The organism is Pseudomonas sp. SWRI111, assembly GCF_014268555.1.
GTDB lineage: Bacteria > Pseudomonadota > Gammaproteobacteria > Pseudomonadales > Pseudomonadaceae > Aquipseudomonas > Aquipseudomonas hamedanensis.
The window spans coordinates 66,170-91,789 of the sequence record NZ_JABWQQ010000002.1; the positions used below are offsets into that span (position 1 = coordinate 66,170).

A 25,620-nucleotide genomic window follows, 5' to 3' on the forward strand; every position below is an offset into this window, starting at 1 on the left:
CAAACCGCTATCGCGAGCAGGCTCACTCCTACAGGGAAATTGCGCTGGCTTTGCGGGCATGAAAAAGCCCGCAGCGACGGCGGGCTTTTTCAGCAAGCGAGCGACACGCCTCAGATAGGGCGGCTGCCGTACTTGTTGTCCGGCTTCTTGGGCGGATCGGCGACCACATTGGCCTCCACTTCCTGCACCTTGCCACCGCGCGCAAGGAATTCTTCCATGGCCTTGGCCAGGGCGTCACGTTCCTTGTTCTTGGCCTCGATACTCGGCAACTCGTCGACCGATACCGCAGCCTTGGCTTTGCCTTTGGCAGCCGGGGCCGGTGTATCGTCACTGACATCGTCTTCGGCCACGTCTTCCGCTGCCGCTTCCAGGCCTTCCTCGGCCTCGTCTTCGTCGCCTACTTCGAGGTCGTCGTTTTCCAGATCATCGTCGCTCATGTCCTACCTCATGACTTGCCAAAAGCAGATTAGTTATAGACCAGCTTTGGCGACTGTCGTAAGCCGCCGTTAAAAAATCTTCCGCCGCTGCTGATCAGCGGCTTATGCCCCTTCACCGTGCAAGGTGGCGAGGACTTTACGGGCACCGCCATGATCTCGGTGCTCGCCCAGATAAACGCCTTGCCAGGTGCCCAGCGCCAGGCGACCCGCCGAAACCGGCAGGCTGATCTGGCAGCCCAGCACGCTGGCCTTGAAGTGCGCCGGGAGGTCGTCCAGGCCTTCGTCGTTGTGCTCATAGCCGTCTGTTCCTTGTGGGATCAGACGATTGAAAAATCGTTCGAAGTCGCGACGAACTGCCGGATCGGCGTTCTCGTTGATGGTCAACGACGCCGAGGTGTGCTGCAGCCACAAATGCAACAGACCGACCCGACAGGTCTTGAGTTCAGGCAAGCCGGCAAGCAACTCGTCCGTTATCAGATGAAAGCCCCGGGGCCTTGCCCGCAGGGTTATCAGAGTCTGTTGCCACATACAGTTCTCCGCTCGTTCGGGGCGCATTCTAGCGCGCTCTGAAAAAAAACAAAGGCCCTAATATTCCTGCAACGGTGTAAGCCATTGCCCGCAGAAAAACCTCCGCTGTAAAGACGACAAAAGCCGTAAGAAAAATCCTTTCAGCCGCCCTCTGACTGACAAATCGCAGGCAAAAAAATGCCCGGCAAGCCGGGCAATTTTTTTCCTGCGCGAGCTTACAGGTTGTAGCCGCGCTCGTTGTGTTGTGCCAGATCGAGGCCGACCGACTCTTCTTCTTCGGTTACGCGCAGACCCATGACAGCATCCAGCACCTTGAGGATGACGAAGGTGACGATCGCGGTGTAGATCACCGTGAAGCCAACGCCTTTGATCTGAATCCAGACCTGCGCGCCGATGTCAGTCACGGTGCCGAAGCCGCCCAGCGCCGGTGCAGCAAACACACCGGTGAGGATCGCGCCGAGGATACCGCCAATGCCGTGCACGCCGAAGGCATCCAGGGAATCGTCATAACCGAGTTTGCGCTTCAGGGTAGTGGCGCAGAAGAAGCACACCACGCCTGCAGCCAGACCAATCACCAGCGCGCCCATCGGGCCCACGGTACCGGCGGCCGGCGTAATCGCTACCAGACCGGCAACCACACCCGAGGCAATGCCCAGTGCGCTTGGTTTGCCGTGGGTGACCCACTCGGCGAACATCCAGCCCAGTGCCGCAGCGGCAGTTGCAATTTGAGTCACCAGCATCGCCATGCCCGCAGTGCCGTTAGCGGCTGCAGCGGAACCGGCGTTGAAACCAAACCAGCCCACCCACAGCATGGCCGCGCCCATCAGGGTGTAACCGAGATTGTGCGGCGCCATTGGCGTGGTCGGGAAACCCTTGCGCTTGCCCAGCACCAGGCACGCTACCAGACCGGCGATACCGGCGTTGATGTGCACCACGGTGCCGCCCGCAAAGTCGAGCACGCCCCAGTCCCACATCAGGCCGCCGTTACCGGACCAGACCATGTGCGCAATCGGCGCATAAACCAGGGTGAACCAGATGGCCATGAAGATCAGCATCGCGGAAAATTTCATCCGCTCGGCGAACGCACCGACGATCAGCGCCGGGGTGATGATCGCGAAGGTCATCTGGAAGGTAATGAACACCGCCTCAGGGAACAGCGCCGCCGGGCCGGTAATGCTCGAAGGCGTGACACCGGCGAGGAACGCCTTGCCCATGCCACCGAAGAACGAGTTGAAATTGACGACGCCCTGCTCCATGCCGGTGGTGTCGAACGCAATGCTGTAGCCATAAATGACCCAGAGGATGCTGATCAGACCGGTAATGGCGAAGCACTGCATCATCACGGAAAGAATGTTTTTCGAGCGAACCATACCGCCGTAAAACAGCGCCAGGCCCGGAATGGTCATGAACAGCACGAGGGCTGTCGAGGTCAGCATCCAGGCCGTGTCGCCGGAATTGAGGACTGGCGCGGCCACTTCGTCTGCCGCCATGGCAAGGCCGGGCATTACGATGGACAACAGGGCGCCTAGCCCTGCGAATTTACGCAGAGTCATATTGTTTTCTCCTGGGGCGTTGGGTTTGTGGCGGCGCTTAGATCGCGTCGGTATCGGTTTCGCCGGTACGGATACGAATCGCCTGTTCCAGATTGACCACGAAGATCTTGCCGTCACCGATCTTGCCGGTGTTGGCAGCCTTGGTTATCGCCTCGATAACCCGATCCAGATCCTTGTCGTCGATGGCCACGTCGATTTTCACCTTGGGCAGAAAATCGACCACATATTCCGCGCCGCGATACAGCTCGGTGTGACCCTTCTGCCGGCCGAAGCCTTTGACTTCAGTAACGGTAATGCCCTGCACGCCGATTTCGGACAGCGACTCGCGCACGTCGTCCAGCTTGAACGGCTTGATGATGGCAGTGACTAGCTTCATGAAACTCTCTCCCGATTTGGTGGACTTGCCCCAGGAAAACAAACCCGTCTCAAGTCTAAGCGCAGTGCCTGGCTTTGTAACGCATCGTTGACGCCAGCTAACCGCATCAGACGAAACTCCCCGCTTCGTCTGCCGCACTGCATTCGTCACAGCGACTGCATCAGTGCATGGGTCAAGGGTGACTAAGCAGAAACCTTGCCATCTCGACAAAACCCCCTGATTTCAATCCCTTGGCGGCTGTCGCGCGCAATGCCGTGCCGAAGGCACAGCGGTTACGCACAACAACGGTGCGCGGGTGCCCGTGCGCTTGCGCGAAAAGCGTGCATCTGGCTGCGGGATTGACTATAGACACTGCGTGATACACTGCCGGCCATTGTTTTCAGGACATTCACCATGCTCGCACCCAAAGACTTCCTCGACGCCCTGAGCGGCACCGCCTCCCGTCTCTTCAGCGGCGACACCCCGCTGCCGAAAGCCGAAATGGAAAGCCAGTTCAAAATGCTGCTGCAAAGCGCCTTCAGCAAACTCGATCTGGTCAGCCGGGAAGAGTTTGACAGTCAGATGGTGGTGCTGGCGCGCACTCGTGCACGGCTTGAGAGTCTTGAAGCCAAAGTTGCTGAGCTGGAAGCGAAGCTGAATCCGCCGGCTGAATAACGGCCCAGTTCCCGGATATTGAGTTTGGTTAGTAAAAAAGGCGTCGAATAGACGCCCTCAAAGTGCTTCCCCCGGGCCGGTCTTCAGCCTCGGTGTACTGCCCGGATACGGAATCATGCGCAATGTGCCAGCCGCTCTACCTGATCACGGATTGCAGCTCCTCTTTCAATTTCAGCTTTTCGCAGATCGTACGTCGATTGCAGGTTCAGCCAAACTTCAGGAGTGGTGTCCAGACAGATAGAAAGTCTTAAAGCCATGTCAGCGCTGATGCCTCGGCGCTGTAGAACGATATCGTTCACCGTCGGAGTAGACACATTCAATGCTCGCGCCAACGCAGCGGCTGTCAGGTTCAGAGGCTCCAGATACTCCTCTTTGAGGATCTCGCCGGGATGGACCGGACGCATACCATTCTTGGTCATACTCACCTCAGTGATAATCGACGATTTCAACATCCTCGGGCCCATTCAGCCCCCAGACGAAGCAAATTCGCCATTGGGCGTTGATACGAATGCTGCATTGCCCCTTCCGATCGCCTCCCAAGGTCTCGAGCCGATTTCCGGGAGGAGATCGGAGATCAGCCAACGCAGCTGCTGCATCAAGCATCGTCAGCTTACGTTCCGCGACACTCAATATGGCTGACCAGAAACGGGTTTTACCGCTTCGGAACAGGTATTCGGTTTCAGAACATCTGAAGCTAACGATCATAATTTAAAGCTTAACGTTATGCATTAACCTTGAGTGTATTCGTGAAGATCATTGACGCAAACAGGTGATCCTGCGATTTCGGTGTTCTTTCAGGGCTTTCAGAAATGGACTACGCGTGGTGGCTAATCCTTACTGAACCCGTCGCTATTTCCTACACAAACTCTCCCTATTTCTGCTTGCGATGCCTTGCCGATTTCCTGGCATTTCTTGCAGCAACATCCTGAGAAGTTTTTGCGCGCCACCCGCCCCACTAAAACGACTATGCCCTACTACCCTTCAAAAACCCGCAGGAAGCGGCCCCCGATTCAGCTCAAGGAACGACCATGTCCCTCTCCATCGTCCACAGTCGCGCCCAGATTGGCGTGGAAGCCCCCGCTGTTACCGTCGAAGTTCATCTGGCCAACGGTCTGCCGTCGCTGACCATGGTCGGTCTGCCCGAGGCGGCGGTGAAGGAGAGCAAGGATCGGGTGCGCAGCGCGATTATCAATTCCGGGCTGCAATTTCCGGCGCGGCGTATCACCTTGAATCTGGCGCCGGCGGATCTGCCCAAGGATGGCGGGCGCTTTGATCTGGCGATTGCCTTGGGGATTTTGTCGGCGAGTGTGCAGGTGCCGTGTCTGACGCTGGATGATGTGGAATGTCTTGGCGAACTGGCGTTGTCCGGTGCGGTGCGGCCGGTGCGTGGTGTGCTGCCGGCGGCACTGGCGGCGCGCAAGGCCGGTCGGGCGCTGGTGGTGCCGCGCGCGAACGCCGAGGAAGCGTGCTTGGCATCAGGACTGAAAGTGTATGCAGTGGATCACCTGCTGGAAGCGGTGGCGCATTTCAACGGGCATACGCCGGTGGAGCCTTACGTTTCCGACGGATTGATGCATGCCGCCAAACCTTATCCCGACCTCAATGAGGTGCAGGGGCAAACAGCCGCCAAGCGCGCATTGCTGATTGCGGCGGCGGGCGCCCATAACTTGCTGTTCAGCGGGCCACCCGGCACAGGCAAGACGTTGCTGGCCAGCCGCCTGCCCGGATTGCTGCCGCCGCTTTCCGAATGCGAAGCCCTGGAGGTCGCAGCGATTCAGTCAGTCGCGAGTGGCGTACCGTTAACTCACTGGCCACAGCGCCCCTTCCGTCAACCGCACCACTCCGCTTCCGGGCCGGCACTGGTCGGTGGCAGTTCGAAACCGCAACCCGGCGAAATCACCCTGGCGCATCATGGTGTGCTGTTTCTCGACGAATTACCCGAGTTTGATCGCAAGGTTCTGGAGGTACTGCGCGAGCCGCTGGAGTCCGGGCATATCGTGATTGCCCGGGCCAAGGATCGCGTGCGTTTCCCCGCGCGGTTCCAATTGGTGGCGGCAATGAATCCGTGTCCCTGTGGATATCTTGGCGAACCCAGTGGCAAGTGCTCGTGCACGCCGGACATGGTCCAGCGCTATCGCAACAAGCTGTCGGGGCCGCTGCTGGACCGAATCGATTTGCACCTGACCGTGGCGCGAGAGGCAACAGCATTGAATCCGGCAGCGAAGCCCGGCGAGGACAGCGCCAGCGCTGCGGCGTTGGTAGCCGAAGCGCGAGAGCGCCAGCACAAACGTCAGGGCTGCGCCAACGCCTTTCTCGATTTGCCGGGATTGAAGCGCCATTGCCGGTTATCCACAGCCGACGAAAAATGGCTGGAATCGGCCTGCGAGCGACTGATCCTGTCGCTGCGCTCGGCCCATCGTCTGCTCAAGGTCGCGCGCACGCTGGCGGATCTTGAGCAGGTCGATGCGATCACCCGCGAGCACCTGGCCGAGGCACTGCAATACCGACCGGCGACGCCTTAATGTTCAGTCAGGCCAACCAGTGGCGCCTGACGCACTTCGGTGTCGCGCCCGGCCTGAATCGCGCTCACGCGCTTCAAGGCGTTATCCACAGCACCTTTGTCCGCCAGCAGGCTGTAGCTGATCTGGAACTGTTTGTGCTCTTTCGGCGCAATGGTTGGCACCAGGTTCAACGGTCGCTGATAGCGACGGTTGTAGGAAAAACTGGTCCCCGGCTCAAGCCCCGTCACGTAGCCCTGCCCTTGCGTGTCGGTATTCTTCCACAGGGAAAACACCGGCAACTGCTGGGTATTGAAGCCAACAGAAACACCGAGGCTGCCCGCCTTGTTATGCAGAACAGTCAGGGTTTCGCCTTTGGCGTCGGCATAGGGCACGACGTTGTACACCGTTTCGTCGTAGTCCTTGGTCGGCGCGCGATAAGTCTGCCAGTCGGCCAGATCGCCCTTGGCCTTGTCGTTAAATGGCGATACCTGCTTCACCGGCGCGGCAAACTTTGCACCCTGCTCAAGAAACGGCGTGCTGAAGTTGCTGTGATACAGCGCCTGATATTCCTTCGGATAGTCGCCGTTGTTGGTCAGGGTGTCGTTGAGGGCGAAGCTTGCGCTGCCCGGCTCGGTGACCAGTTCCGTCGCCACTTTAAAATCGACTTTCTTGAACGCCTGCTCTTTCAGCTCGCCACGCAAGGTAATGGCATATGGCGGCTTTTCATCGATGTGCAAAGTGACGGTGCTGGCCGGAATGTTGGCGGCGCGACCGTGCAGTGTCAGCAGTTCACCGTTGTCCATGCCGGGATGGCCCACCCATTCGTAACCGCAACGGGTGACCAGTTCGTTGAAGCCTTCGAGCCAGCCCAGGCCACCGCGTCCGTTGAGTTCGATGAAGGCCGGATTGACCACCTCTTGCACCGGCGAGTCCCAGCCCATGCGCACATTGCCCACCGAGGCTTGCAGCACATTCATGCCCCGGGTCGGCACCACCGACAATTTCATTGCGCCGTTATCGATGTCGACAACGCTGACGCCCTCCTGACGACCGCCGTGCAGGGTGCGCAAGGTCACGGAAAACGGTTTGGTGGTTTTCACACCAAGCTGTTCACTGGTGATCGTCCAGTTTTTCGCGGGCGTATTGGCATCGAGCAAGACGTAGTCCCAGGCCATGGCATGGGAAGCAGCGGAGAATGCGCCGAGGGCGACAAAGAGTTTGAGCGGGGTCATGGCAGCAGCCTTTATTGGAGTTGTGCCATTTTTATAGCGCTGCGGAAACGTTTCAGCAAGTCCAAAGAAGCGGTGGGAGAAAAGCATTCGCGAGCAGGCTCGCTCCCACAGGGACATCGGGCCTTCACAACATTTGTGAATCACACCGAAAACTGTGAGAGCGAGCCTGCTCGCGATAGCTATTCAAAGACGCATCAACGGAAGCGATCAACCTCGGAACGCAGATCCGCCGCCAGCTTCTCCAGCTCTTTAGCCGTCACCGCCAGGTTCGACACAACCTCACGCTGCTCACTGTTGGCCAGCGCAATGCTCTGCAAGTTGCTGCTCAGCAACGTCGCGGTGCTGCTTTGTTCCTGCGTCGCAGTGGTGATTGCAGCAAACTGCTGCCCCGCCGAACGGCTCTGCTCGTCGATCCGCGCCAGTGCCGAGGCGACATTGGCGTTGCGCGACAGGCCTTCCTGCATCAGCACGTTGCCCTGTTCCATGGTGCTGATCGCATTGCCGGTTTCCTGCTGGATGCTGTGGATCATGCTGGAAATCTCGTCGGTCGCCTGACGGGTGCGCGAGGCCAGACTGCGCACTTCGTCAGCCACCACGGCAAAGCCGCGACCTTGTTCACCGGCACGCGCCGCTTCGATCGCCGCGTTCAGGGCCAACAGGTTGGTCTGTTCGGCAATCGAGGTAATCACCCCGACAATGCCGCCGATTTCCTGGGAGCGCTGGCCGAGGGTGTTGATCACCGTGGCGGTGCTGTTCAGCGCGCCGGCGATTTGCTCCAGCGAGGACGACGCTTCTTCCATCGAGCTGCGCCCGATCTGCGTCTGTTGGGCGTTTTCCTGAGCCAGACGCTGGGTTGCGCCCATGTTGTCGGCGATGTTCAGCGAAGTCGCGCTGAATTCTTCCACCGCGCCGGCCATGCTGGTGATTTCGCCCGACTGTTGCTCCATGCCTTCATAGGCCCCTCCGGACAATCCGGACAAGGCCTGCGCACGGCTGTTGACCTCTTCCGAGGCGCGGCGGATGTGCTCGACCATGGTCGACAGCGCCTGACTCATCTGGTTGAACGCGCGGGATAGCTGACCGATCTCGTCGTGGCTCGATACGTTCAGGCGAACACTCAGATCACCGGCGCCCAAGGCTTCGGCCTGACGCACCAGATCGCCCAGCGGTGCCAGCTTGCTGCGCAGCAGCCAGACCACGGAGCCAACGGCCAGCAACATCGCCAGCAGGCTGCCGATAGCCAGTTGCGTACCGACGCTCCAGGTCACCGCGCGGATTTCGGCTTTCGGCATGCTCGCCACTACCGACCACGGTCCGCCCTCGAACGGCACCGCGACGCTGTAGAAGTCTTCGCCTTTATCGTTCCAGAACTCACCCGTGCCCGGGGTTTTCACCAGACCGTTGATGGCCGGGACAGCCTGGTCCAGCGACTCGACGCCGGCAATCGGCACCAGCCATTTGTTCTGCTCGTCAAGCAAGGCCAGCGAGCCGGTCTTGCCAATGCGGAAGCGCTTGAGATTGGCAAACTGGGCGTTCTGCGCATCGGTGTAATCGAAGCCGACGTACAGCACGGCGATGATCTTGCCGCCCGCATCGCGAACCGGGGTGTACTGCGACATGTAATAGCGTTCGAACAACAGGGAACGCCCGACAAAGCTCTGGCCCGCCATCAGCTTCGCGTAAGCCGGGTTGGCGTGGTCGAGCACGGTGCCGATGGCGCGGGTGCCGTCCTGCTTGGTGACGTTGGTGCTGACACGAATGAATTCTTCGCCGCTGCGCACGAACACCGTAGCCACGCCGGCCGTCATCTGCTTGAACTCGTCAACTTCCTTGAAGTTGTTGTTCAGCACTTCGCTGCCCAGACGCAGTCCCGGCGTCTGTACGCCGGCCACGGTGACCGGCTCTTCCGGATGAACACTCAGGCCGCTACCGAAGCGTTTCTCGAACAAGCCGCTCAGGCGCAAGGTGCTTTCGCGCAGCGTGCCGTGGAACGTGCTCAGCTGGTCGGCCAGCAGCCGCGCCTCGCTGGCCAGATGTTCTTCACGGGTGGCGAGGTTGGCCGAATCCAGCGAACGCAGAGCGAACACCGTACTGCCACTGATGACAATCGCCAGTATTACAGCGAGCGCGAGGCCCAGCTGCGAGGCGATCCGAGCGCGAGGTTGAGACATGGACAGCTCCTGGCCGAGCTGCGGGATCCTCCTTGATCTCGACTCGGATTATTTTCTAATAGTGGGGGTGAACCGTAAAAACCGGCACGACGGTTCCACTTGCTCATAGTCGGCGGTAAATCCGAATACTTGAGCGCCTGACAGGGATATGGCACAAGGCCGGCATTGTGCCGGCTCGAACGTTTCAGCTCAAGCGTGTCACCGCCGGCAGTTCCATGGCGCGGACCTCGCTTTGCAGGAAGTCGCTGAGACGGCGCAAACGTTCACCTCCCGGTCGGGTTTTTGGCCACACCAGGTAGTAATTCAGTCCGCTGGCGACGGCGGTTGGCCACGGCAGGCTGAGACGTCCCTGGGCGACATCTTCGGCCACCATCAACAGATCGCCCATCGATACACCGTAACCGCGCGCCGCCGCGATCATCCCCAACTCGAGGGTATCGAACACCTGTCCGCCCTTGAGCGACACCTGATCGGACAGCCCCATGTGCTCAAGCCAGCTGCGCCAGTCACGGCGGTCCGGGGTCGGGTGCAGCAACTCGGTGGATGCCAGCCGCGCGACGTCCCACGGCTGGTCATTGAGCAGGTTCGGCGCGCCAACCGGGATCAGTTCTTCGGCAAACAACAGGCTGGCCTCCCAGTCCGGCGGGAAATGCCCGTCACTGAGCAGCACCGCGCAATCGAACGGCTCATCGTTGAAGTCCACCGAATCCACGTCCATCCACGCGCTGGTCAGTTGCACTTCGTTACCTGGCTGCAAATGCCGAAAACGGCTGAGCCGCGCCAGCAACCAGCGCATGGTCAGGGTCGATGGCGCTTTCATACGCAGAATGTCGTCTTCGGCACGCAAGGTATTGCAGGCCCGCTCCAGGGCTGTGAAGCCCTCGCGGATGCCAGGCAATAGCAGGCGGGCCGCCTCGGTCAATTGCAGATGACGGCCGCTGCGATGGAACAGCCGACAAGCGAAATGCTCTTCGAGCGTACGAATGTGCCGGCTCACCGCGCTCTGGGTGATCGAAAGCTCTTCGGCCGCACGGGTGAACGAGCTGTGCCGGGCGGCCGCTTCGAATGCGCGCAGGGCATACAGCGGAGGAAGTCGACGGGACATGCACAAGCTCCTGGGGCGGGATGCAGCCAACTTAGCAGAAAGTGCTCAGGATGAGTTTTAATCATGCCACCCATCCTTTTTATCCCTTTGTGCAAATCCCTCCACGCACCGAGAATCGACGGTCTCCTGTTCCCTCTGCAAATTGAGTGGTGATGACTATGCAACATCCTGTGCGTACCGAACTCTGGGCTATTCTGCGGCTGGCGGGGCCGCTGATCGCTTCACAGTTGGCGCACATGCTGATGGTGCTGACCGACACGCTGATGATGGCCAGGCTCAGCCCCGAGGCGCTGGCCGGTGGCGGCCTCGGCGCTGCGACCTACTCGTTTGTGTCGATTTTCTGCATCGGCGTCATTGCAGCGGTCGGCACGCTGGTGGCGATTCGTCAGGGTGCCGGCGATATCCTTGGCGCAGCACGCCTGACTCAGGCCGGATTGTGGCTCGCCTGGCTGATGGCGCTGGGCGCAGGGCTGTTGCTGTGGAATCTGAAACCGGTGCTGTTGCTGTTCGGCCAGACCGAAACCAACGTCAACGCCGCCGGGCAATTCCTGATCGCCCTACCCTTCGCCCTGCCGGGCTACCTGAGCTTCATGGCCCTGCGTGGTTTTACCAGCGCGATTGGCCGGGCCACGCCGGTCATGGTCATCAGCCTCGCTGGCACCGTGGCCAACTTTCTGCTCAATTACGCGTTGATCACCGGCCTGTTCGGCCTGCCGCAGCTCGGCTTGATGGGCATCGGTCTGGTCACGGCGATTGTCGCCAACTGTATGGCGCTGGCGCTGGCCTGGCACATTCGCCGGCATCCGGCGTATGACGCCTATCCATTGCGCGCCGGACTGTCGCGGCCCAACCGGCAATACCTCAAGGAGCTGTGGCGCCTCGGTCTGCCCATCGGCGGCACCTACGCGGTGGAAGTCGGGCTGTTCGCCTTTGCGGCGCTGTGCATGGGCACCATGGGCAGCACACAAATGGGTGCGCATCAGATCGCTCTGCAGATCGTTTCGGTGGCATTCATGGTGCCGGCCGGGATGTCTTATGCCATCACCATGCGCGTCGGCCAGCACTATGGCGCCGGACAACTGATCGATGCGCGCATGTCCGGCCGTGTTGGCATCGCCTTCGGCGCGGTAGTGATGCTCGGCTTTGCCTTGGTGTTCTGGCTGTGGCCGAATCAGTTGGTTGGCCTGTTCCTTGACCATAACGACCCGGCGTTTGCCGAGGTGATCCGCCTGGCGGTAAGCCTCCTGGCAGTGGCGGCGTGGTTCGAATTGTTCGACGGCACGCAGACGATTGCCATGGGCTGTATCCGTGGCCTGAAAGATGCCAAGACCACCTTTCTGGTCGGGCTCGGTTGCTACTGGCTGATCGGCGCGCCCGCGGCGTGGTGGATGGCCTTCCACCTCGACTGGGGGCCGACGGGCGTCTGGTGGGGACTGGCGCTGGGCCTGGCCTGTGCGGCGGTGAGCCTGACGCTGGCGTTTGAATGGAAGATGAAGCGAATGATTCGGCGCGAGCCACAGGCTCAAGGTTTCAACATCCCTCAGGCCGAATGAGATCCCCTGTAGGAGTGAGCCTGCTCGCGATAGCGGTGTATCAGTCAATGCAAATGTTGACCGTTGGAAAGCTATCGCGAGCAGGCTCACTCCTACAAGGGGCCGCTGATCAGCCGACGATCTCCAAAGCAGGCTGCTGGCTCGATCCCGACGTCAGGTATTCCACCAACTCCGCCAACGGCAACGGCCGGCTGATCAGGTATCCCTGCACCTGATCGCAGTCATAGCCGCGCAGCAGATCCAGTTGCTCCGGCGTCTCTACGCCTTCGGCCACCACTTCCAGTTGCAGGTTGTGCGCAAGGTTGATCATCGCGTGTACCAGCTTGCGGTTCTCTTCGCGCTGTTCCATGCCACCGACAAAACTCTTGTCGATCTTCAGCAAGGTGATCGGCAGGCTGTTGAGGTGCACGAACGAAGAAAACCCGGTGCCGAAATCGTCCAGCGAGAACCGCACGCCAAGGCGACCAAGGGCGTCCATGGTCTGTTTGACCAGGTCGCTGCGGCGCATCACGGCGGTTTCGGTGAGTTCGAATTCCAGCCACTGCGCCTCGACACCGCGCTCGGCAATCAAACGGCTCAGTGTCGGCAACAGCTGACTGTCCTGAAATTGGCGGAATGACAAGTTGATTGCCATGTGCAGCGCGGGCAGGCCGCGTTCGCGCAGATCCTGCATATCGCGCAGCGCCCGGGAAATCACCCAATACCCCAGCGGCACGATCAAACCACTCTGTTCGGCCAACGGCACGAATTCGCTGGGTGGCAGCAAACCGCGTTCGCCATGGCGCCAGCGCACCAAGGCTTCGAGGCCGACGATCTGACCGTCGGCAAGGTTCAGGCGTGGCTGGTAGTGCAGTTCCAGCTCATCACGGCGCAAGGCCCGGCGCAGCTCGCTTTCCAGATCGGCCATGCTTCGCGCGTTGCGGTTGATGCGTTCGTTGAAGATATGAAAGGTGCAGCCCTGCGTGCTCTTGGCCTGCTGCATGGCGATGTGCGCGTGCCACATCAGCGGATCGGCACCGCCCTGCGCACGGGCATGGGCGATGCCGAGGCTGGAGCCGATCAGCAGGCTTTCGCCATCGACCCAATACGGTTCGGACAGGGCTTCGGTGATGCGCTCGGCCATCCATTCGGCCCGCTGCGGCGCACGGCGGGTGTCGATCAGCAGGGCAAACTCGTCGCTGCCCAGGCGCGCCAGTTGATCACCGGCCTCCAGCTGGCTTTTCAGCCGGGCGACGACTTGCAGAATCAGCCGGTCGCCCGCCTGATGGCCGAGGGCGTCGTTGGCGTGACGGAAGTTATCCAGGTCGAGATGCCCGAGGGCCAGACCGCGCCCGTCGCCTTCCGCGAGACGGGCGGCCAGCAAGGTCTGGAAGCCTTGGCGGTTGGCGATGCCGGTCAGCGGGTCCTGTTCGGCAAGACGCTGCAAGGTGTTTTCCAGCACGCCGCGCTCGCGCACATGGCGCAGGCAACGGCGCAGCATGCCGGCATCGAGCGCGTCGAACGCCAGCCAGTCACTGACCCCGTCTGGCGCCGTGGCCGGTTCGTGATCCAGCAGCAATACCGTCGGCAGGCTGCAACGGCCCGGTGCCGGTTGCAACGCCGGGATGGTCAATAACACCGCATGGCGATTGTCTTCGAACAGACTGCTGACCGACTCCCAGCTCGGCGCGCTGATCAGCACCGCCGCACTCCCCAACGGAGCCAGACACTCGCGCAATAACGCTGTCCACGCTGGCTCTTCGGCCAGTAGCAGCAAACGCAAGGGTTCGACAGGCGTAGACAAGCTGACTCCCTAGACTCTGCAATGATGTGGGCGGCGGGCATTATGCCGTTGCGTTGGGCAATGACCAATGACAACGGTTATCACAACGTTATTTTGTGTCACGAACGAGAACATTAGCCGCAAAATCCTTGCGCATCCTGCGTGAAAGTAACAAAACCGGCAAATCTGAATCGCGTGGTACGTCACAAGTCGGACAGAGCAGCACAATTCGCTGAGCCTGTTAAAATGCCGGCCCATTTCGTCAACGACTCCCGAATCTTCGTATGTCCCGACTCAATCCCCGGCAGCAAGAAGCCGTGAACTATGTCGGCGGCCCTCTATTGGTGCTCGCCGGTGCTGGCTCCGGCAAGACCAGCGTGATCACGCGCAAAATCGCGCACCTGATCCAGAATTGCGGCATCCGCGCCCAGTACATCGTCGCCATGACCTTTACCAACAAGGCCGCGCGCGAGATGAAAGAACGGGTCGGCAGCCTGCTGCGTGCCGGCGAAGGGCGCGGCCTGACCGTCTGCACGTTCCACAACCTGGGCCTGAACATCATCCGCAAGGAACACGCGCGGCTGGGCTACAAACCCGGTTTCTCGATCTTCGACGAGACCGACGTCAAAGCCCTGATGACTGACATCATGCAGAAGGAATACGCAGGCGACGACGGCGTCGACGAGATCAAGAACATGATCGGCGCCTGGAAAAACGACCTGATCCTGCCGCCCCAGGCCCTGGAAAACGCGCGCAATCCCAAGGAACAGACCGCCGCCATCGTCTACACCCACTATCAGCGCACGCTCAAGGCGTTCAACGCGGTGGACTTCGACGACCTGATCCTGCTGCCGGTAAAACTCTTCGAGGAACACGCCGACATCCTCGAAAAGTGGCAGAACAAGGTGCGCTACCTGCTGGTCGACGAATACCAGGACACCAACGCCAGCCAGTACCTGCTGGTGAAAATGCTCATCGGCAAGCGCAACCAGTTCACCGTGGTCGGCGACGATGACCAGTCGATTTACGCCTGGCGCGGCGCGCGGCCGGAAAACCTGATGTTGCTCAAGGACGACTATCCGTCCTTGAAAGTGGTGATGCTCGAGCAGAATTACCGCTCCACCAGCCGCATCCTGCGCTGCGCCAACGTGCTGATCTCGAACAACCCGCACGAATTCGAAAAACAGCTATGGAGTGAAATGGGCCACGGCGACGAGATCCGCGTGATCCGCTGCCGCAACGAGGACGCCGAAGCCGAGCGCGTGGCCATGGAAATTCTCAGCCTGCACTTGCGCACCGACCGTCCGTACAGCGATTTTGCGATCCTCTACCGCGGCAACTACCAGGCCAAGCTGATCGAATTGAAGCTGCAACACCACCAGGTGCCGTATCGCCTGAGCGGGGGCAACAGCTTCTTCGGCCGCCAGGAAGTGAAGGATCTGATGGCCTACTTCCGACTGATCGTGAATCCGGATGACGACAACGCCTTTTTGCGGGTGATCAACGTACCGCGCCGGGAAATCGGCTCGACCACCCTGGAAAAACTCGGCAACTACGCCACCGAACGCAAGATCTCGATGTACGCCGCCACCGACGAAATCGGTCTGGGCGAACATCTCGACAGCCGCTTCACCGATCGCCTGTCGCGCTTCAAGCGCTTCATGGACAAAGTCCGCGAACAGTGCGCCGGCGAGGATCCGATCTCGGCCCTGCGCAGCATGGTCATGGACATCGACTACGAGAACTGGCTGCGCACCAACAGCTCCAGTGACAAGGCGGCGGACTATCGGATGGGCAACGTCTGGTTCCTGATCGAGGCGTTGAAAAACACCCTCGAAAAGGACGAAGAAGGCGAAATGACTATCGAGGACGCCATCGGCAAACTGGTCCTGCGCGACATGCTCGAGCGCCAGCAGGAAGAAGAGGACGGTGCTGAAGGTGTGCAGATGATGACCTTGCACGCCTCCAAGGGCCTGGAATTCCCCTACGTGTTCATCATGGGCATGGAAGAGGAAATCCTCCCGCACCGCTCCAGCATCGAAGCCGACACCATCGAAGAAGAACGCCGTCTGGCCTACGTGGGCATTACCCGCGCGCGCCAGACTTTGGCGTTCACCTTCGCCGCCAAGCGCAAGCAGTACGGCGAAATCATCGACTGCGCGCCGAGCCGCTTCCTCGATGAGCTGCCGCCGGACGATCTGGCCTGGGAAGGCAACGACGACACCCCGACCGAAGTCAAAGCCGTGCGTGGCAACAACGCATTGGCCGATATACGCGCGATGTTAAAGCGCTAGAATTGACCACTTTTTTTCAAAGCCTGGCGCGCACCACGCGCTGAACGAGGACAGCTTCATGGAAGCACTGCACAAAAAAATCCGCGAAGAAGGCATCGTGCTTTCCGATCAGGTCCTGAAAGTCGACGCCTTTCTGAACCACCAGATCGATCCGGCCCTGATGAAGCTGATCGGCGACGAATTCGCCACGCTGTTCAAGGACTCGGGCATCACCAAGATCGTCACCATCGAAGCTTCAGGCATCGCCCCGGCGATCATGACTGGTCTGAACCTCGGCGTGCCGGTGATTTTCGCCCGCAAGCAGCAGTCCCTGACCCTGACGGAAAATCTGCTGTCGGCGACGGTCTACTCGTTCACCAAGAAGACCGAAAGCACCGTGGCGATTTCCCCGCGTCACCTGACCAGCAGCGACCGCGTGCTGATCATCGACGACTTCCTGGCCAACGGTAAGGCCTCGCAAGCGCTGATCTCGATCATCAAACAGGCCGGCGCCACCGTTGCCGGCCTGGGCATCGTCATCGAGAAATCGTTCCAGGGCGGCCGCGCCGAGCTGGACTCGCAGGGCTACCGCGTCGAGTCGCTGGCCCGGGTGAAATCGCTGAAGGATGGCGTCGTCACCTTCATCGAGTAAATCAGCCACACCGCCGATCCCCTGTAGGAGTGAGCCTGCTCGCGATAGCGTAGTGTCAGTCAATCATTTCGGTGACTGATGCACCGCGATCGCGAGCAGGCTCACTCCTACAGCTGGCTCTGGGGTGGTCAGTTATTGCGCGGTAGCTTTGAGGCCAGTGAGCAGCAAGCGCTGGAACAGTTCTTCTTTCAGGCCCTCCGGGTTTGTAAGCTGCATCCGCTCAAGATGTTCCGGAAACGCCGAGGCCTCCGGCGCGTCCAGCGCAGCCTTGCCCAGCTCCAGTATCTCGGTCAGCTTGAACTTGCTCTTCAGCCAGTTCAACGCTCGCAGCAGATCCCGTTCAATCGCGGTGAAATCACACCCCAGCGGATACTCTGGAAACAGGTTCGGATGCCGCGCGGCGATGGCTTGCAGACGTTGCGGTGTGTTGTCGGCGAAGCGCGGGTCGAGGCGGAAGTCCTTGGGCAGCTTGCCGACTTTCTGCGCCTGTTCGATCAGTCCCAGCTGGAAGCGTGAGTCGCTGATATTGAGCAGTGCTTCGATCACGGCCGCGTCAGACTTGCCGCGCAGGTCGGCGATGCCGTATTCGGTGACGACGATGTCACGCAGATGCCGCGGAATCGTGCAGTGGCCATATTCCCAGACGATGTTGGAACTGACGTCGCCGCCGGATTCGCGCCAGCTGCGCAGGATCAGCATGGACCGCGCGCCCTCCAGTGCATGGCCTTGGGCAACGAAGTTGTATTGTCCGCCGACGCCACTGAGTACGCGCCCGTCTTCGAGCTGATCGGCTACGCCGGCGCCGAGCAGGGTCATGGTGAACACGGTGTTGATGAAACGCGCATCGAGGCGCTGCAAGCGCTTGAGTTGCTCCTGGCCGTACAGCTCGTTGATGTAGCTGATGCGGGTCATGTTGAATTCGCGCAGCTTGCTCTGCGGTAACTCACGCAGCCGCTCGTAGAAACTGCGCGGGCCGAGAAAGAAGCCACCGTGCACGGAAATACCGTCAGGCTGTGCGGCTTCGTCGAGGGTGCCGGCGTTGGCCTGCTCTTGGGTCGGTACGTCGGGGTAGACCTTGCGCCGAATGATCCCGGCATCCGCCAATACCAGCAGGCCGTTGACGAACATCTCGCTGCAGCCATACAAGCCTTTGGCGAAGGGCGCGGTGCCGCCCTCGCGCTGGATCAACTGCGCCCACTGGCTGAGGTTTATGTCGTCGAGCAACGCCTGATACCCGGCGTTATCGGCTTGGCGGGCAAGCAACGCGGCCGTCAACGCATCGCCCATCGAGCCGATGCCAATCTGCAATGTGCCGCCGTCGCGTACCAGCGTACTGGCGTGCAGACCAATGAAATGATCCTGAAACCCCACCGGCATGTTCGGCGTGGAGAACAGCGTACTGCTGTCCTTCGCATCGATCAGCAGATCGAAGGTGTCGATGTCGACCTCGGCATCACCGGGCATGTACGGCAGCTCGGTGTGCACCTGGCCGACCAGCACGATGGTCTCGCCTGCCTCACGGCGCTTGGCGATCATCGGCAACAGATCGAGGGTGATGTCGGGGTTGCAGCTCAGGCTCAGACGATCCGGATGCTCGCTGCTGCTGGCGAGCAGCTGGGCCACCAGGTTCAGCCCGGCGGCGTTGATGTCACGCGCGGCGTGGCTGTAATTGCTGCTGACGTAATCCTGCTGGGCCGGCGCGCTGTTGAGCAGGCTGCCGGGCTGCATGAAGAACTGTTCGATGCGGATGTTGGCAGGCAGGCTGTCGCGGTGCAGATCGGCGAGGAAATCGAACTCGGGGTAATCACCGAACACGCGCTCGACGAAGGGCTCGATCAAGCGTTTCTGCAAGCCGTCGCCCGGATTAGGCCGACCGAGGCACAGCGCCGTGTAGATCGTCAGCTGCCGCTCGGGCAGCTCTTTGATCCGCCGGTACAGCGCGTTGACGAAGTGATTGGGTTTGCCCAGCCCCAGCGGCAGGCCCATGTGGATGTGCGCCGGCAACCGCGCCAGCACGTCGTCCACGGCCTGTTCGATCGAACACAACTGCACCATCTGAAGCCTCCCGCCCGTTCCGTTGATAGGGGTAGACCGAGATTGCCGCTACTTTGCTGCAAAGAACAGCCCGGTCGCAAAATAGCAGGTACAAAAAAACCGTCCGAAGACGGTTTTTTGTCGAGATAGCCGCCGATTACAGACCGGACATCTCTTTGATCGCGCCCTTGAGCTCTTCATCGGAGCAATCGGCGCAGGTGCCTTTAGGCGGCATGGCGTTGACCCCGGTGATGGCTTTGGCGAGGATGCCGTCCAGACCGCCCTGATGGTCGGCGCGCTCTTTCCAGGCGGCCTTGTCGCCGATTTTCGGCGCGCCCAGCAAGCCGGTACCGTGGCAAGCGTTGCAGTGCTTGGCGATCACGTCTTTAGGTGCCTTCGCACCACCGCCGCCGCCAGCCGTCGCGGCCACTTCCATGCCCTTGCATTCCTGCCCCTGAACACACACCTGGCCGACAGGCTCAAGGCGTTTGGCAATGTCGTCATTCGTCGCAGCTTGAGCGCTGACAGCCCACAGGGCCAGTACGGTTGCTGGTGCAGCCAGCATTTTCATAATTAGGTTCACGCGTTCACCCTCAATGGTGGCTATTCACGCCTGCGGCCACGGTTCGCAGGCGGGCGCAAGTATAGCGGGTAGCCCGCCACACTGAAACAACCCCATGGTTAAAGGGGTCTTGTTGCGCATCGGTGAAACGGTTCGGGTACCTGTGCCGTAATGGCCTGGCGCCTCTTGCTTAGAAATTCGCTGGCGTGGCTGCGCTGATTAGTCGCGCCGGCAAGTCGAACGGATTCCGGAAACGATGCGGCTTGGTACTTTCAAAATAGTAGCTGTCGCCGGCTTCGAGGATAAAAGTTTCCAGACCCACGACCAGTTCCAGTCGGCCTTCCACCAGAATCCCGGTTTCTTCGCCTTCGTGGGTGAGCATTTCTTCGCCGGTGTCGGCGCCCGGTGGGTAGATTTCATTGAGGAAAGCGATGGCGCGGCTCGGGTGCGCGCGGCCAACCAGTTTCATGGTCACGGCGCCGTCGGAGATGTCGATCAGCTCGTTGGCCTTGTAGACGATCTGGGTCGGTTTTTCCTGAAGGATCTCTTCGGAAAAGAATTCGACCATGGACATGGGAATGCCGCCCAGGACCTTCCTCAGCGAACTGATCGAAGGGCTGACGCTGTTCTTTTCGATCATCGAAATGGTGCTGTTGGTGACGCCCGCGCGTTTGGCGAGTTCACGCTGGGAAAGCCCTTTGAGCTTGCGGATCGATTGCAGTCGTTCACCGACGTCCAAGGCGGGAGCCTCCTGATGTTGTAAGAATATTGAGCGTTATCATGGCGACAGCGTTCAGTATTTACAACACTTGGCCCCCGCAGCGCCGTCAGCCCTCGGAATAGAGCCTTGGCACCCGGCGCAGGTTGCAGAAAATCTGGTAGGGGATGGTGTCGGCGCATTTCGCCACGTCGCTGGCGAGGATGTTTTTGCCCCACAACTCAACGGTCGAACCGAGGCCCGCTTCCGGCACGTCGGTGAGGTCGATGCACAGCATGTCCATCGACACCCGCCCCAGCAGGCGGCTGCGTTTGCCTTCCACCAGTACCGGTGTGCCGGTCGGCGCCTGACGCGGATAGCCATCGGCGTAACCCATGGCAACCACGCCGATGCGCATCGGCTTGTCGGTGATGAATCTGGCGCCATAGCCAATCGGTTCGCCGGCCGGCAGTTCGCGCACGCTGATGACTTTCGATTCCAGGGTCATTACCGGTTGCAGGCGTTCAGCGACAGCGTTGGCTTCTTCGAACGGTGTCGCGCCGTAGAGCATGATGCCCGGGCGCACCCAGTCGCTTTTGATCTCTGGCCAACCCAGCACGGCTGGCGAATTGCGCAGGCTGACCTCCGCAGCCAGGCCCTGACGCGCCGCTTCGAACACCGCCACCTGCTCGGCGCTGCTCTGCGCGTGCAGTTCATCGGCGCGGGCGAAATGACTCATCAGCACAATTTTCGCCACTTTGCCGCTGGCCAGCAGACGCTGATACGCCGCCGGGTAATCTTTCGGATGCAGGCCGACACGGTGCATGCCGGAGTCGAGCTTGAGCCACACGGTGAGCGGTTTGCTCAGCGCCGCGTGCTCGATCGCTTCGAGCTGCCACAGCGAATGCACCACGCACCACAAGTCGTGCTCGACGATCAGCGCCAACTCGTCGGCCTCGAAGAAGCCTTCCAGCAGCAACACCGGCGATTGAATCCCGGCAGCGCGCAGCTCCAGCGCTTCTTCGATGCAGGCCACGGCAAAGCCATCCGCCTCGGCTTGCAGCGCCTGGGCGCAACGCACCGCGCCATGACCGTAGGCGTCCGCCTTGATCACCGCGAGCGCCTTGGCGCCGGTGACTTCGCGGGCAATTCGGTAGTTGTGGCGCAGGGCTTGAAGGTCGATCAGGGCACGGGCAGGACGCATGGCGGCAGACTTCTAGGCGTTCATGGGAAGAAAAACCGGCGCCGCCTGACGAGGTGAACCGCCAACAGCGCCGGGAGAGGGATCTTTGAAACGTTACGGCAGCGCGGCGACGATGGAGATCTCCACCAGAATGCTCGGCTTGGCCATCTTCGCTTCGACGGTGGCGCGGGCCGGCGCGGCGCCTTTGGGCAGCCATTGGTCCCACACGGCGTTCATCCCGGCAAAGTGCGCCTCGATGTCGTTCAGGTAGATGGTCGCCGACAGCAAATGCTGTTTGTCCGTCCCGGCCAGATCGAGCAGACGTTCGATGTTGGCAAGCACGTCACGGGTCTGCTGCTCAATCCCGGCGTCGAAGTCGTCGCCGACCTGCCCGGCCAGATACACGGTGCCGTTGTGGCTGACGATCTGACTCATGCGCTCATTGGTGAGCTGGCGCTGGATTGACATGTTTTGCGGACTCCTGGGTCTTGTTGCCGTAACGGGAAATATCGAGGCCTTCGGCACTGATCTGCGGCTTTTTCTTCGCCATCAGGTCGGCCAGCAAACGGCCGGAACCGCATGCCATGGTCCAGCCGAGCGTGCCGTGACCGGTGTTGAGGAAGAGGTTCTTGAACGGCGTGGCGCCAACGATCGGCGTGCCGTCCGGCGTGGTCGGACGCAGACCGGTCCAGAAACTCGCTTCGGCCAGATTGCCGCCCTGAGGATAAAGGTCGTTGACGATCATCTCCAGGGTTTCGCGCCGCCGCGGATTGAGCGACAGGTCAAAACCGGCAATTTCGGCCATGCCGCCGACGCGGATGCGGTTGTCGAAACGGGTGATCGCGACCTTGTAGGTCTCATCCAGAATAGTCGACGTCGGCGCCATGCCCGGGTTGGTGATCGGCACGGTCAGCGAGTAACCCTTGAGTGGATAGACCGGAGCCTTGATGCCCAGCGGCTTGAGCAGTTGTGGCGAGTAGCTGCCGAGCGCCAGCACGTAGCGGTCGGCGGTTTCCAGCTTGCCATCGATCCACACGCCGTTGATGCGATCACCGGCATAGTCGAGCTTCTGGATGTCCTGACCGAAACGGAATTCCACGCCCAGCTTGCGCGCCATTTCGGCGAGGCGGGTGGTGAAGATCTGGCAGTCGCCGGTCTGATCGTTTGGCAAGCGCAGTGCACCGGCAAGGATGTCGGTGACGTCGGCCAGCGCCGGCTCGACGCGGGCAATACCGGCGCGGTCGAGTACTTCAAAGGGTACGCCGGACTCTTTCAGCACAGCGATGTCTTTGGCGGCGTTGTCCAGTTGCGCCTGAGTGCGGAACAACTGCGTAGTGCCGAGGCTGCGGCCTTCGTAGGCAATACCGGTTTCGGCGCGCAGTTCGTCGAGGCAGTCGCGGCTGTACTCGGACAGACGCACCATGCGTTCCTTGTTCACCGCGTAACGGCTGGCGGTGCAGTTGCGCAGCATTTGCGCCATCCACAGGTATTGGTCGATGTCGGCAGTGGCCTTGATCGCGAGCGGCGCATGGCGTTGCAGCAGCCACTTGATGGCCTTGAGCGGCACACCCGGCGCGGCCCACGGCGAGGCGTAGCCCGGCGAGACCTGGCCGGCGTTGGCGAAACTGGTCTCCATGGCCGCGGCTGGCTGCCGGTCGACCACCACCACTTCAAACCCGGCACGGGCCAGATAGTAAGCACTGGCGGTACCGATGACGCCGCTACCCAAGACCATGACGCGCATTTTCAATCCCTCATCGCGGCTTTCCCGCCGAGCTGTGTTGTTAGAGCAATGATGGGCGCAGTGTAAAAAAGAAATGCCAGTGTTTTTCACTATATAAGCGCCTATATTTGGCGACAATTCTCGGCAAAAACCCTTTTCACGGAGGCGCATCCCCTATGCGTACCAACACTCAGACCAAACGTGAGCTGGACAAGATCGACCGCAACATCTTGCGGATCTTGCAGGCGGACGGGCGAATCTCCTTCACCGAACTGGGGGAAAAGGTCGGCCTCTCGACCACGCCGTGCACCGAGCGCGTAAGGCGTCTGGAGCGCGAGGGGATCATCATGGGCTACAACGCCCGGCTCAATCCCCAGCATCTGAAGGGTAGCCTGCTGGTGTTCGTCGAGATCAGCCTCGACTACAAATCCGGCGACACTTTCGAAGAGTTCCGACGCGCGGTGCTGAAATTGCCGCATGTGCTGGAATGCCATTTGGTATCAGGGGATTTCGACTATCTGGTGAAGGCGCGAATTTCCGAGATGGCTTCGTACCGCAAACTGCTCGGCGACATTCTGTTGAAACTGCCGCATGTGCGCGAATCGAAGAGCTATATCGTGATGGAAGAGGTGAAAGAGAGCCTGTGTCTGCCGATTCCGGATTGAAATTTTCGGTGCCCGACCCGGCCCTATCGCGAGCAGGCTCACTCCTACAAGGGTACGCATTCCAAATGTAGGAGCGAGCCTGCTCGCGAAGGGGGTCGACTCGGTCTGACGTGAACGCAACCGCTAAACCAACACCTGCCGATTCGCCGCCATGTACTCGAAAATCTGCTTCTCCACCCGCGGATGAATCAACTCCACCGGCCGCCGCTCGTTCGGGCATGGCAAGGTCTTGGTCGTGCCGAACAACCGGCAGATCAACGGCCGCTCTTCATAGACCGTGCAGCCGTTCGGCCCCAGATGCACACAGTTGAGTTCTTCCATCGCGGCATCCTGCTCGGCGCGGGTCTTGCGCGGCAGGCGGGCCATTTCTTCCGGCGAGGTGGTCACCGGGCCGCAGCAGTCGTGGCAGCCGGGGACGCACTCGAACGAGGGAATCTGCTGACGCAGGGCGCGGATTTTCTGGCTGTTGCAGCTCATCGAAACGGTGACCGAATGGGAACAGGCGATAATTGTGCCGCAAAAGCCGCGATGCAGACACCGCAGGCCAGCCGGGTTGCCCACTTTCGGGCGAGCGGCTTATGCTCCGTCAAATTTTCTCGACACTCAGCCGTTGGATGATGCCCATGACCGCCCGCGCCCAGACCACCGCGAGCCAACCCCACGTTGCCTCTTACTACGCCGCCAGCAGCCTGCCGCAGCCTGACCATCCGGTATTGCAAGGTGAGGTAGTGGCCGATGTCTGCGTGGTCGGCGGCGGCTTTTCCGGGCTGAACACGGCACTGGAACTGGCCGAGCGTGGTTTGAATGTGGTCCTGCTGGAAGCGCACAAGATCGGTTGGGGCGCCAGCGGGCGCAACGGCGGGCAACTGATTCGCGGGGTCGGCCATGGTCTCGATCAGTTCGCCAATGTCATCGGTGCCGATGGCGTGCACGCGATGAAACTCATGGGCCTTGAGGCCGTGGAAATCGTCCGCCAGCGCATCGAGCGTTTCCAGGTTGCCTGTGACCTGACCTGGGGCTATTGCGACCTCGCCAACAAACCCTCCGACCTCGAAGGTTTCGCCGAAGACGCCGAGGACCTGCGCAGCCTCGGCTATCGCCATGAAACCCGTTTGTTGCAAGCCGATGAGATGCACACCGTGGTCGGTTCCACGCGCTACGCTGGCGGCTTGATCGACATGGGCTCGGGGCATCTGCATCCACTGAATCTGGCTTTGGGCGAAGCGGCGGCGGCGCAGCAGCTCGGGGTAAAACTCTTCGAACATTCGGCGGTGACGCGCATCGACTACGGCCCGCAAGTGAAGGTACATACAGCGCAAGGCTCGGTGCGGGCGAAGACGCTGGTGCTGGGGTGCAACGCTTACCTCAATGAGCTCAATCCGCAACTCAGTGGCAAAGTCCTGCCGGCCGGCAGCTACATCATCGCCACTGAACCGCTGAGTGATGATCTGGCGCACAGCCTGCTACCGCAGAACATGGCGGTCTGCGATCAGCGGGTGGCGCTGGATTACTACCGGCTCTCGGCGGATCGACGTTTGTTGTTTGGCGGCGCGTGTCATTACTCAGGGCGCGATCCGAAAGATATCGCCGGGTACATGCGGCCGAAAATGCTCGAGGTTTTTCCGCAGCTCGCTGGGGTGAAGATCGATTATCAATGGGGCGGCATGATCGGCATCGGCGCCAACCGTTTGCCGCAGATTGGCCGGCTCGCCGACCAGCCGAACGTGTATTACGCCCAGGCTTATTCCGGGCACGGGGTGAATGCCACGCACCTGGCGGGCAAATTACTGGCCGAAGCGATCAGCGGGCGGCACAGTGGTGGCTTTGATCTGTTTGCCAAGGTGCCGCACATCACCTTCCCCGGCGGCAAGCATTTGCGCTCGCCATTGTTGGCGTTGGGGATGTTATGGCATCGGCTCAAAGAGTTAGTCTGACGTTTCTGCAGCGATCCTGAGATTG

At 60.6% G+C, this 25,620-nt stretch carries 24 protein-coding genes; 7 read left to right on the forward strand and 17 right to left on the reverse strand.

Annotation, left to right across the window (positions count from 1 at the left end):
* Positions 1–110: 110 nt before the first annotated feature.
* The 4 genes from sutA to glnK form a co-directional block, all read right to left on the reverse strand.
* Positions 111–437: a transcriptional regulator SutA gene (gene sutA, locus HU755_RS03830; RefSeq protein WP_186630679.1), complete on the reverse strand. Its 327-nt coding sequence runs from the start codon at positions 435–437 to the stop codon at positions 111–113.
* Positions 438–539: 102 nt separating this feature from the next.
* Complete coding sequence (locus tag HU755_RS03835; RefSeq protein ID WP_186549690.1) at positions 540–965, reverse strand: secondary thiamine-phosphate synthase enzyme YjbQ; 426 nt, start codon at positions 963–965, stop codon at positions 540–542.
* Between the two features lie 215 nt (positions 966–1,180).
* Positions 1,181–2,518, reverse strand: a complete 1,338-nt coding sequence (locus tag HU755_RS03840) for an ammonium transporter (protein WP_186549692.1) — start codon at positions 2,516–2,518, stop codon at positions 1,181–1,183.
* Between the two features lie 37 nt (positions 2,519–2,555).
* On the reverse strand, positions 2,556–2,894 hold the full coding sequence (glnK, locus tag HU755_RS03845; RefSeq protein ID WP_002555808.1) for a P-II family nitrogen regulator: 339 nt from the start codon (positions 2,892–2,894) through the stop codon (positions 2,556–2,558).
* A 393-nt stretch (positions 2,895–3,287) separates the two neighbouring features.
* On the opposite strand from glnK, the gene HU755_RS03850 reads away from it, so the two are divergent.
* Positions 3,288–3,548, forward strand: a complete 261-nt coding sequence (locus HU755_RS03850; RefSeq protein ID WP_186630680.1) for an accessory factor UbiK family protein — start codon at positions 3,288–3,290, stop codon at positions 3,546–3,548.
* 113 nt (positions 3,549–3,661) lie between these two features.
* Here the strand turns inward: HU755_RS03850 and HU755_RS03855 are convergent, their stop codons facing one another.
* Entirely contained in the window at positions 3,662–3,967 is a 306-nt protein-coding gene (locus tag HU755_RS03855) for a HigA family addiction module antitoxin (protein ID WP_186630681.1), read from the reverse strand.
* Between the two features lie 7 nt (positions 3,968–3,974).
* On the reverse strand, positions 3,975–4,253 hold the full coding sequence (locus HU755_RS03860) for a type II toxin-antitoxin system RelE/ParE family toxin (protein WP_186619238.1): 279 nt from the start codon (positions 4,251–4,253) through the stop codon (positions 3,975–3,977).
* A gap of 323 nt (positions 4,254–4,576) precedes the next feature.
* Here HU755_RS03860 and HU755_RS03865 point away from each other — a divergent pair, with 323 nt between their 5' ends.
* Positions 4,577–6,070: a YifB family Mg chelatase-like AAA ATPase gene (locus HU755_RS03865; RefSeq protein ID WP_186630682.1), complete on the forward strand. Its 1,494-nt coding sequence runs from the start codon at positions 4,577–4,579 to the stop codon at positions 6,068–6,070.
* On the opposite strand, the gene HU755_RS03870 is transcribed toward HU755_RS03865, so the two are convergent.
* From HU755_RS03870 to HU755_RS03880, 3 genes are all read right to left on the reverse strand, one after another.
* Entirely contained in the window at positions 6,067–7,281 is a 1,215-nt protein-coding gene (locus HU755_RS03870) for an aldose 1-epimerase family protein (RefSeq protein WP_186630683.1), read from the reverse strand. The two genes, HU755_RS03865 and HU755_RS03870, sit on opposite strands and share 4 nt — an antisense overlap.
* Positions 7,282–7,475: 194 nt before the next feature.
* Positions 7,476–9,452: a methyl-accepting chemotaxis protein gene (locus tag HU755_RS03875; protein WP_186630684.1), complete on the reverse strand. Its 1,977-nt coding sequence runs from the start codon at positions 9,450–9,452 to the stop codon at positions 7,476–7,478.
* Positions 9,453–9,636: 184 nt separating this feature from the next.
* Positions 9,637–10,557 carry a LysR substrate-binding domain-containing protein gene (locus HU755_RS03880; RefSeq protein WP_186630685.1) on the reverse strand — a complete coding sequence of 307 codons (921 nt, stop codon included), beginning with the start codon at positions 10,555–10,557 and terminating at the stop codon, positions 9,637–9,639.
* Between the two features lie 158 nt (positions 10,558–10,715).
* Between HU755_RS03880 and HU755_RS03885 the strand changes: the two genes are divergently transcribed.
* Entirely contained in the window at positions 10,716–12,110 is a 1,395-nt protein-coding gene (locus HU755_RS03885) for a NorM family multidrug efflux MATE transporter (protein ID WP_186619335.1), read from the forward strand.
* 109 nt (positions 12,111–12,219) lie between these two features.
* On the opposite strand, the gene HU755_RS03890 is transcribed toward HU755_RS03885, so the two are convergent.
* The gene (locus HU755_RS03890) at positions 12,220–13,893 is read right to left on the reverse strand and encodes a bifunctional diguanylate cyclase/phosphodiesterase (RefSeq protein ID WP_186549706.1); all 1,674 of its coding nucleotides are present in this window, start codon (positions 13,891–13,893) and stop codon (positions 12,220–12,222) included.
* A gap of 263 nt (positions 13,894–14,156) precedes the next feature.
* Between HU755_RS03890 and rep the strand changes: the two genes are divergently transcribed.
* Both rep and HU755_RS03900 read left to right on the forward strand, forming a co-directional pair.
* The gene (rep, locus tag HU755_RS03895; protein ID WP_186549708.1) at positions 14,157–16,166 is read left to right on the forward strand and encodes a DNA helicase Rep; all 2,010 of its coding nucleotides are present in this window, start codon (positions 14,157–14,159) and stop codon (positions 16,164–16,166) included.
* A 58-nt stretch (positions 16,167–16,224) separates the two neighbouring features.
* Entirely contained in the window at positions 16,225–16,797 is a 573-nt protein-coding gene (locus tag HU755_RS03900; RefSeq protein WP_186549710.1) for a xanthine phosphoribosyltransferase, read from the forward strand.
* A 132-nt stretch (positions 16,798–16,929) separates the two neighbouring features.
* On the opposite strand, the gene HU755_RS03905 is transcribed toward HU755_RS03900, so the two are convergent.
* The 6 genes from HU755_RS03905 to dadA all read right to left on the reverse strand — a co-directional run bounded on the left by HU755_RS03905 (position 16,930) and on the right by dadA (position 23,017).
* Entirely contained in the window at positions 16,930–18,852 is a 1,923-nt protein-coding gene (locus tag HU755_RS03905) for an acetyl-CoA hydrolase/transferase family protein (protein ID WP_186630686.1), read from the reverse strand.
* 136 nt (positions 18,853–18,988) lie between these two features.
* Positions 18,989–19,402 carry a cytochrome c5 family protein gene (locus HU755_RS03910; protein WP_186549759.1) on the reverse strand — a complete coding sequence of 138 codons (414 nt, stop codon included), beginning with the start codon at positions 19,400–19,402 and terminating at the stop codon, positions 18,989–18,991.
* 181 nt (positions 19,403–19,583) lie between these two features.
* Positions 19,584–20,132 (reverse strand): cupin domain-containing protein, encoded by a 549-nt coding sequence (locus HU755_RS03915; protein WP_166221791.1) that lies wholly within the window; start codon positions 20,130–20,132, stop codon positions 19,584–19,586.
* Positions 20,133–20,220: 88 nt separating this feature from the next.
* Positions 20,221–21,294 carry an alanine racemase gene (gene alr / locus HU755_RS03920; protein ID WP_186630687.1) on the reverse strand — a complete coding sequence of 358 codons (1,074 nt, stop codon included), beginning with the start codon at positions 21,292–21,294 and terminating at the stop codon, positions 20,221–20,223.
* 93 nt (positions 21,295–21,387) lie between these two features.
* Positions 21,388–21,741: a RidA family protein gene (locus HU755_RS03925; protein WP_016772564.1), complete on the reverse strand. Its 354-nt coding sequence runs from the start codon at positions 21,739–21,741 to the stop codon at positions 21,388–21,390.
* A complete protein-coding gene (gene dadA, locus HU755_RS03930) occupies positions 21,713–23,017 on the reverse strand; it encodes a D-amino acid dehydrogenase (RefSeq protein WP_186630688.1) in 1,305 nt (434 codons plus the stop codon). The genes HU755_RS03925 and dadA overlap by 29 nt, the downstream gene beginning before the upstream one ends.
* A gap of 155 nt (positions 23,018–23,172) precedes the next feature.
* On the opposite strand from dadA, the gene HU755_RS03935 reads away from it, so the two are divergent.
* On the forward strand, positions 23,173–23,661 hold the full coding sequence (locus HU755_RS03935; RefSeq protein ID WP_010465173.1) for an Lrp/AsnC ligand binding domain-containing protein: 489 nt from the start codon (positions 23,173–23,175) through the stop codon (positions 23,659–23,661).
* A gap of 123 nt (positions 23,662–23,784) precedes the next feature.
* Here HU755_RS03935 and HU755_RS03940 read toward each other — a convergent pair whose 3' ends face one another.
* Complete coding sequence (locus tag HU755_RS03940; protein WP_064116421.1) at positions 23,785–24,138, reverse strand: YkgJ family cysteine cluster protein; 354 nt, start codon at positions 24,136–24,138, stop codon at positions 23,785–23,787.
* A 146-nt stretch (positions 24,139–24,284) separates the two neighbouring features.
* On the opposite strand from HU755_RS03940, the gene HU755_RS03945 reads away from it, so the two are divergent.
* Positions 24,285–25,595, forward strand: coding sequence for an FAD-binding oxidoreductase (locus HU755_RS03945; RefSeq protein WP_186630689.1), 1,311 nt, complete (start codon positions 24,285–24,287; stop codon positions 25,593–25,595).
* The last annotated feature ends 25 nt before the right edge of the window (positions 25,596–25,620 follow it).

Coding starts and splice junctions, on each gene's coding strand:
- sutA (WP_186630679.1), bottom strand. CDS start 437: ATGAGCGACGATGATCTGGAAAACGACGACCTCGAAGTAGGCGACGAA.
- HU755_RS03835 (WP_186549690.1), bottom strand. CDS start 965: ATGTGGCAACAGACTCTGATAACCCTGCGGGCAAGGCCCCGGGGCTTT.
- HU755_RS03840 (WP_186549692.1), bottom strand. CDS start 2,518: ATGACTCTGCGTAAATTCGCAGGGCTAGGCGCCCTGTTGTCCATCGTA.
- glnK (WP_002555808.1), bottom strand. CDS start 2,894: ATGAAGCTAGTCACTGCCATCATCAAGCCGTTCAAGCTGGACGACGTG.
- HU755_RS03850 (WP_186630680.1), top strand. CDS start 3,288: ATGCTCGCACCCAAAGACTTCCTCGACGCCCTGAGCGGCACCGCCTCC.
- HU755_RS03855 (WP_186630681.1), bottom strand. CDS start 3,967: ATGACCAAGAATGGTATGCGTCCGGTCCATCCCGGCGAGATCCTCAAA.
- HU755_RS03860 (WP_186619238.1), bottom strand. CDS start 4,253: ATGATCGTTAGCTTCAGATGTTCTGAAACCGAATACCTGTTCCGAAGC.
- HU755_RS03865 (WP_186630682.1), top strand. CDS start 4,577: ATGTCCCTCTCCATCGTCCACAGTCGCGCCCAGATTGGCGTGGAAGCC.
- HU755_RS03870 (WP_186630683.1), bottom strand. CDS start 7,281: ATGACCCCGCTCAAACTCTTTGTCGCCCTCGGCGCATTCTCCGCTGCT.
- HU755_RS03875 (WP_186630684.1), bottom strand. CDS start 9,452: ATGTCTCAACCTCGCGCTCGGATCGCCTCGCAGCTGGGCCTCGCGCTC.
- HU755_RS03880 (WP_186630685.1), bottom strand. CDS start 10,557: ATGTCCCGTCGACTTCCTCCGCTGTATGCCCTGCGCGCATTCGAAGCG.
- HU755_RS03885 (WP_186619335.1), top strand. CDS start 10,716: ATGCAACATCCTGTGCGTACCGAACTCTGGGCTATTCTGCGGCTGGCG.
- rep (WP_186549708.1), top strand. CDS start 14,157: ATGTCCCGACTCAATCCCCGGCAGCAAGAAGCCGTGAACTATGTCGGC.
- HU755_RS03900 (WP_186549710.1), top strand. CDS start 16,225: ATGGAAGCACTGCACAAAAAAATCCGCGAAGAAGGCATCGTGCTTTCC.
- HU755_RS03905 (WP_186630686.1), bottom strand. CDS start 18,852: ATGGTGCAGTTGTGTTCGATCGAACAGGCCGTGGACGACGTGCTGGCG.
- HU755_RS03910 (WP_186549759.1), bottom strand. CDS start 19,402: ATGAAAATGCTGGCTGCACCAGCAACCGTACTGGCCCTGTGGGCTGTC.
- alr (WP_186630687.1), bottom strand. CDS start 21,294: ATGCGTCCTGCCCGTGCCCTGATCGACCTTCAAGCCCTGCGCCACAAC.
- HU755_RS03925 (WP_016772564.1), bottom strand. CDS start 21,741: ATGTCAATCCAGCGCCAGCTCACCAATGAGCGCATGAGTCAGATCGTC.
- dadA (WP_186630688.1), bottom strand. CDS start 23,017: ATGCGCGTCATGGTCTTGGGTAGCGGCGTCATCGGTACCGCCAGTGCT.
- HU755_RS03935 (WP_010465173.1), top strand. CDS start 23,173: ATGCGTACCAACACTCAGACCAAACGTGAGCTGGACAAGATCGACCGC.
- HU755_RS03940 (WP_064116421.1), bottom strand. CDS start 24,138: ATGAGCTGCAACAGCCAGAAAATCCGCGCCCTGCGTCAGCAGATTCCC.
- HU755_RS03945 (WP_186630689.1), top strand. CDS start 24,285: ATGACCGCCCGCGCCCAGACCACCGCGAGCCAACCCCACGTTGCCTCT.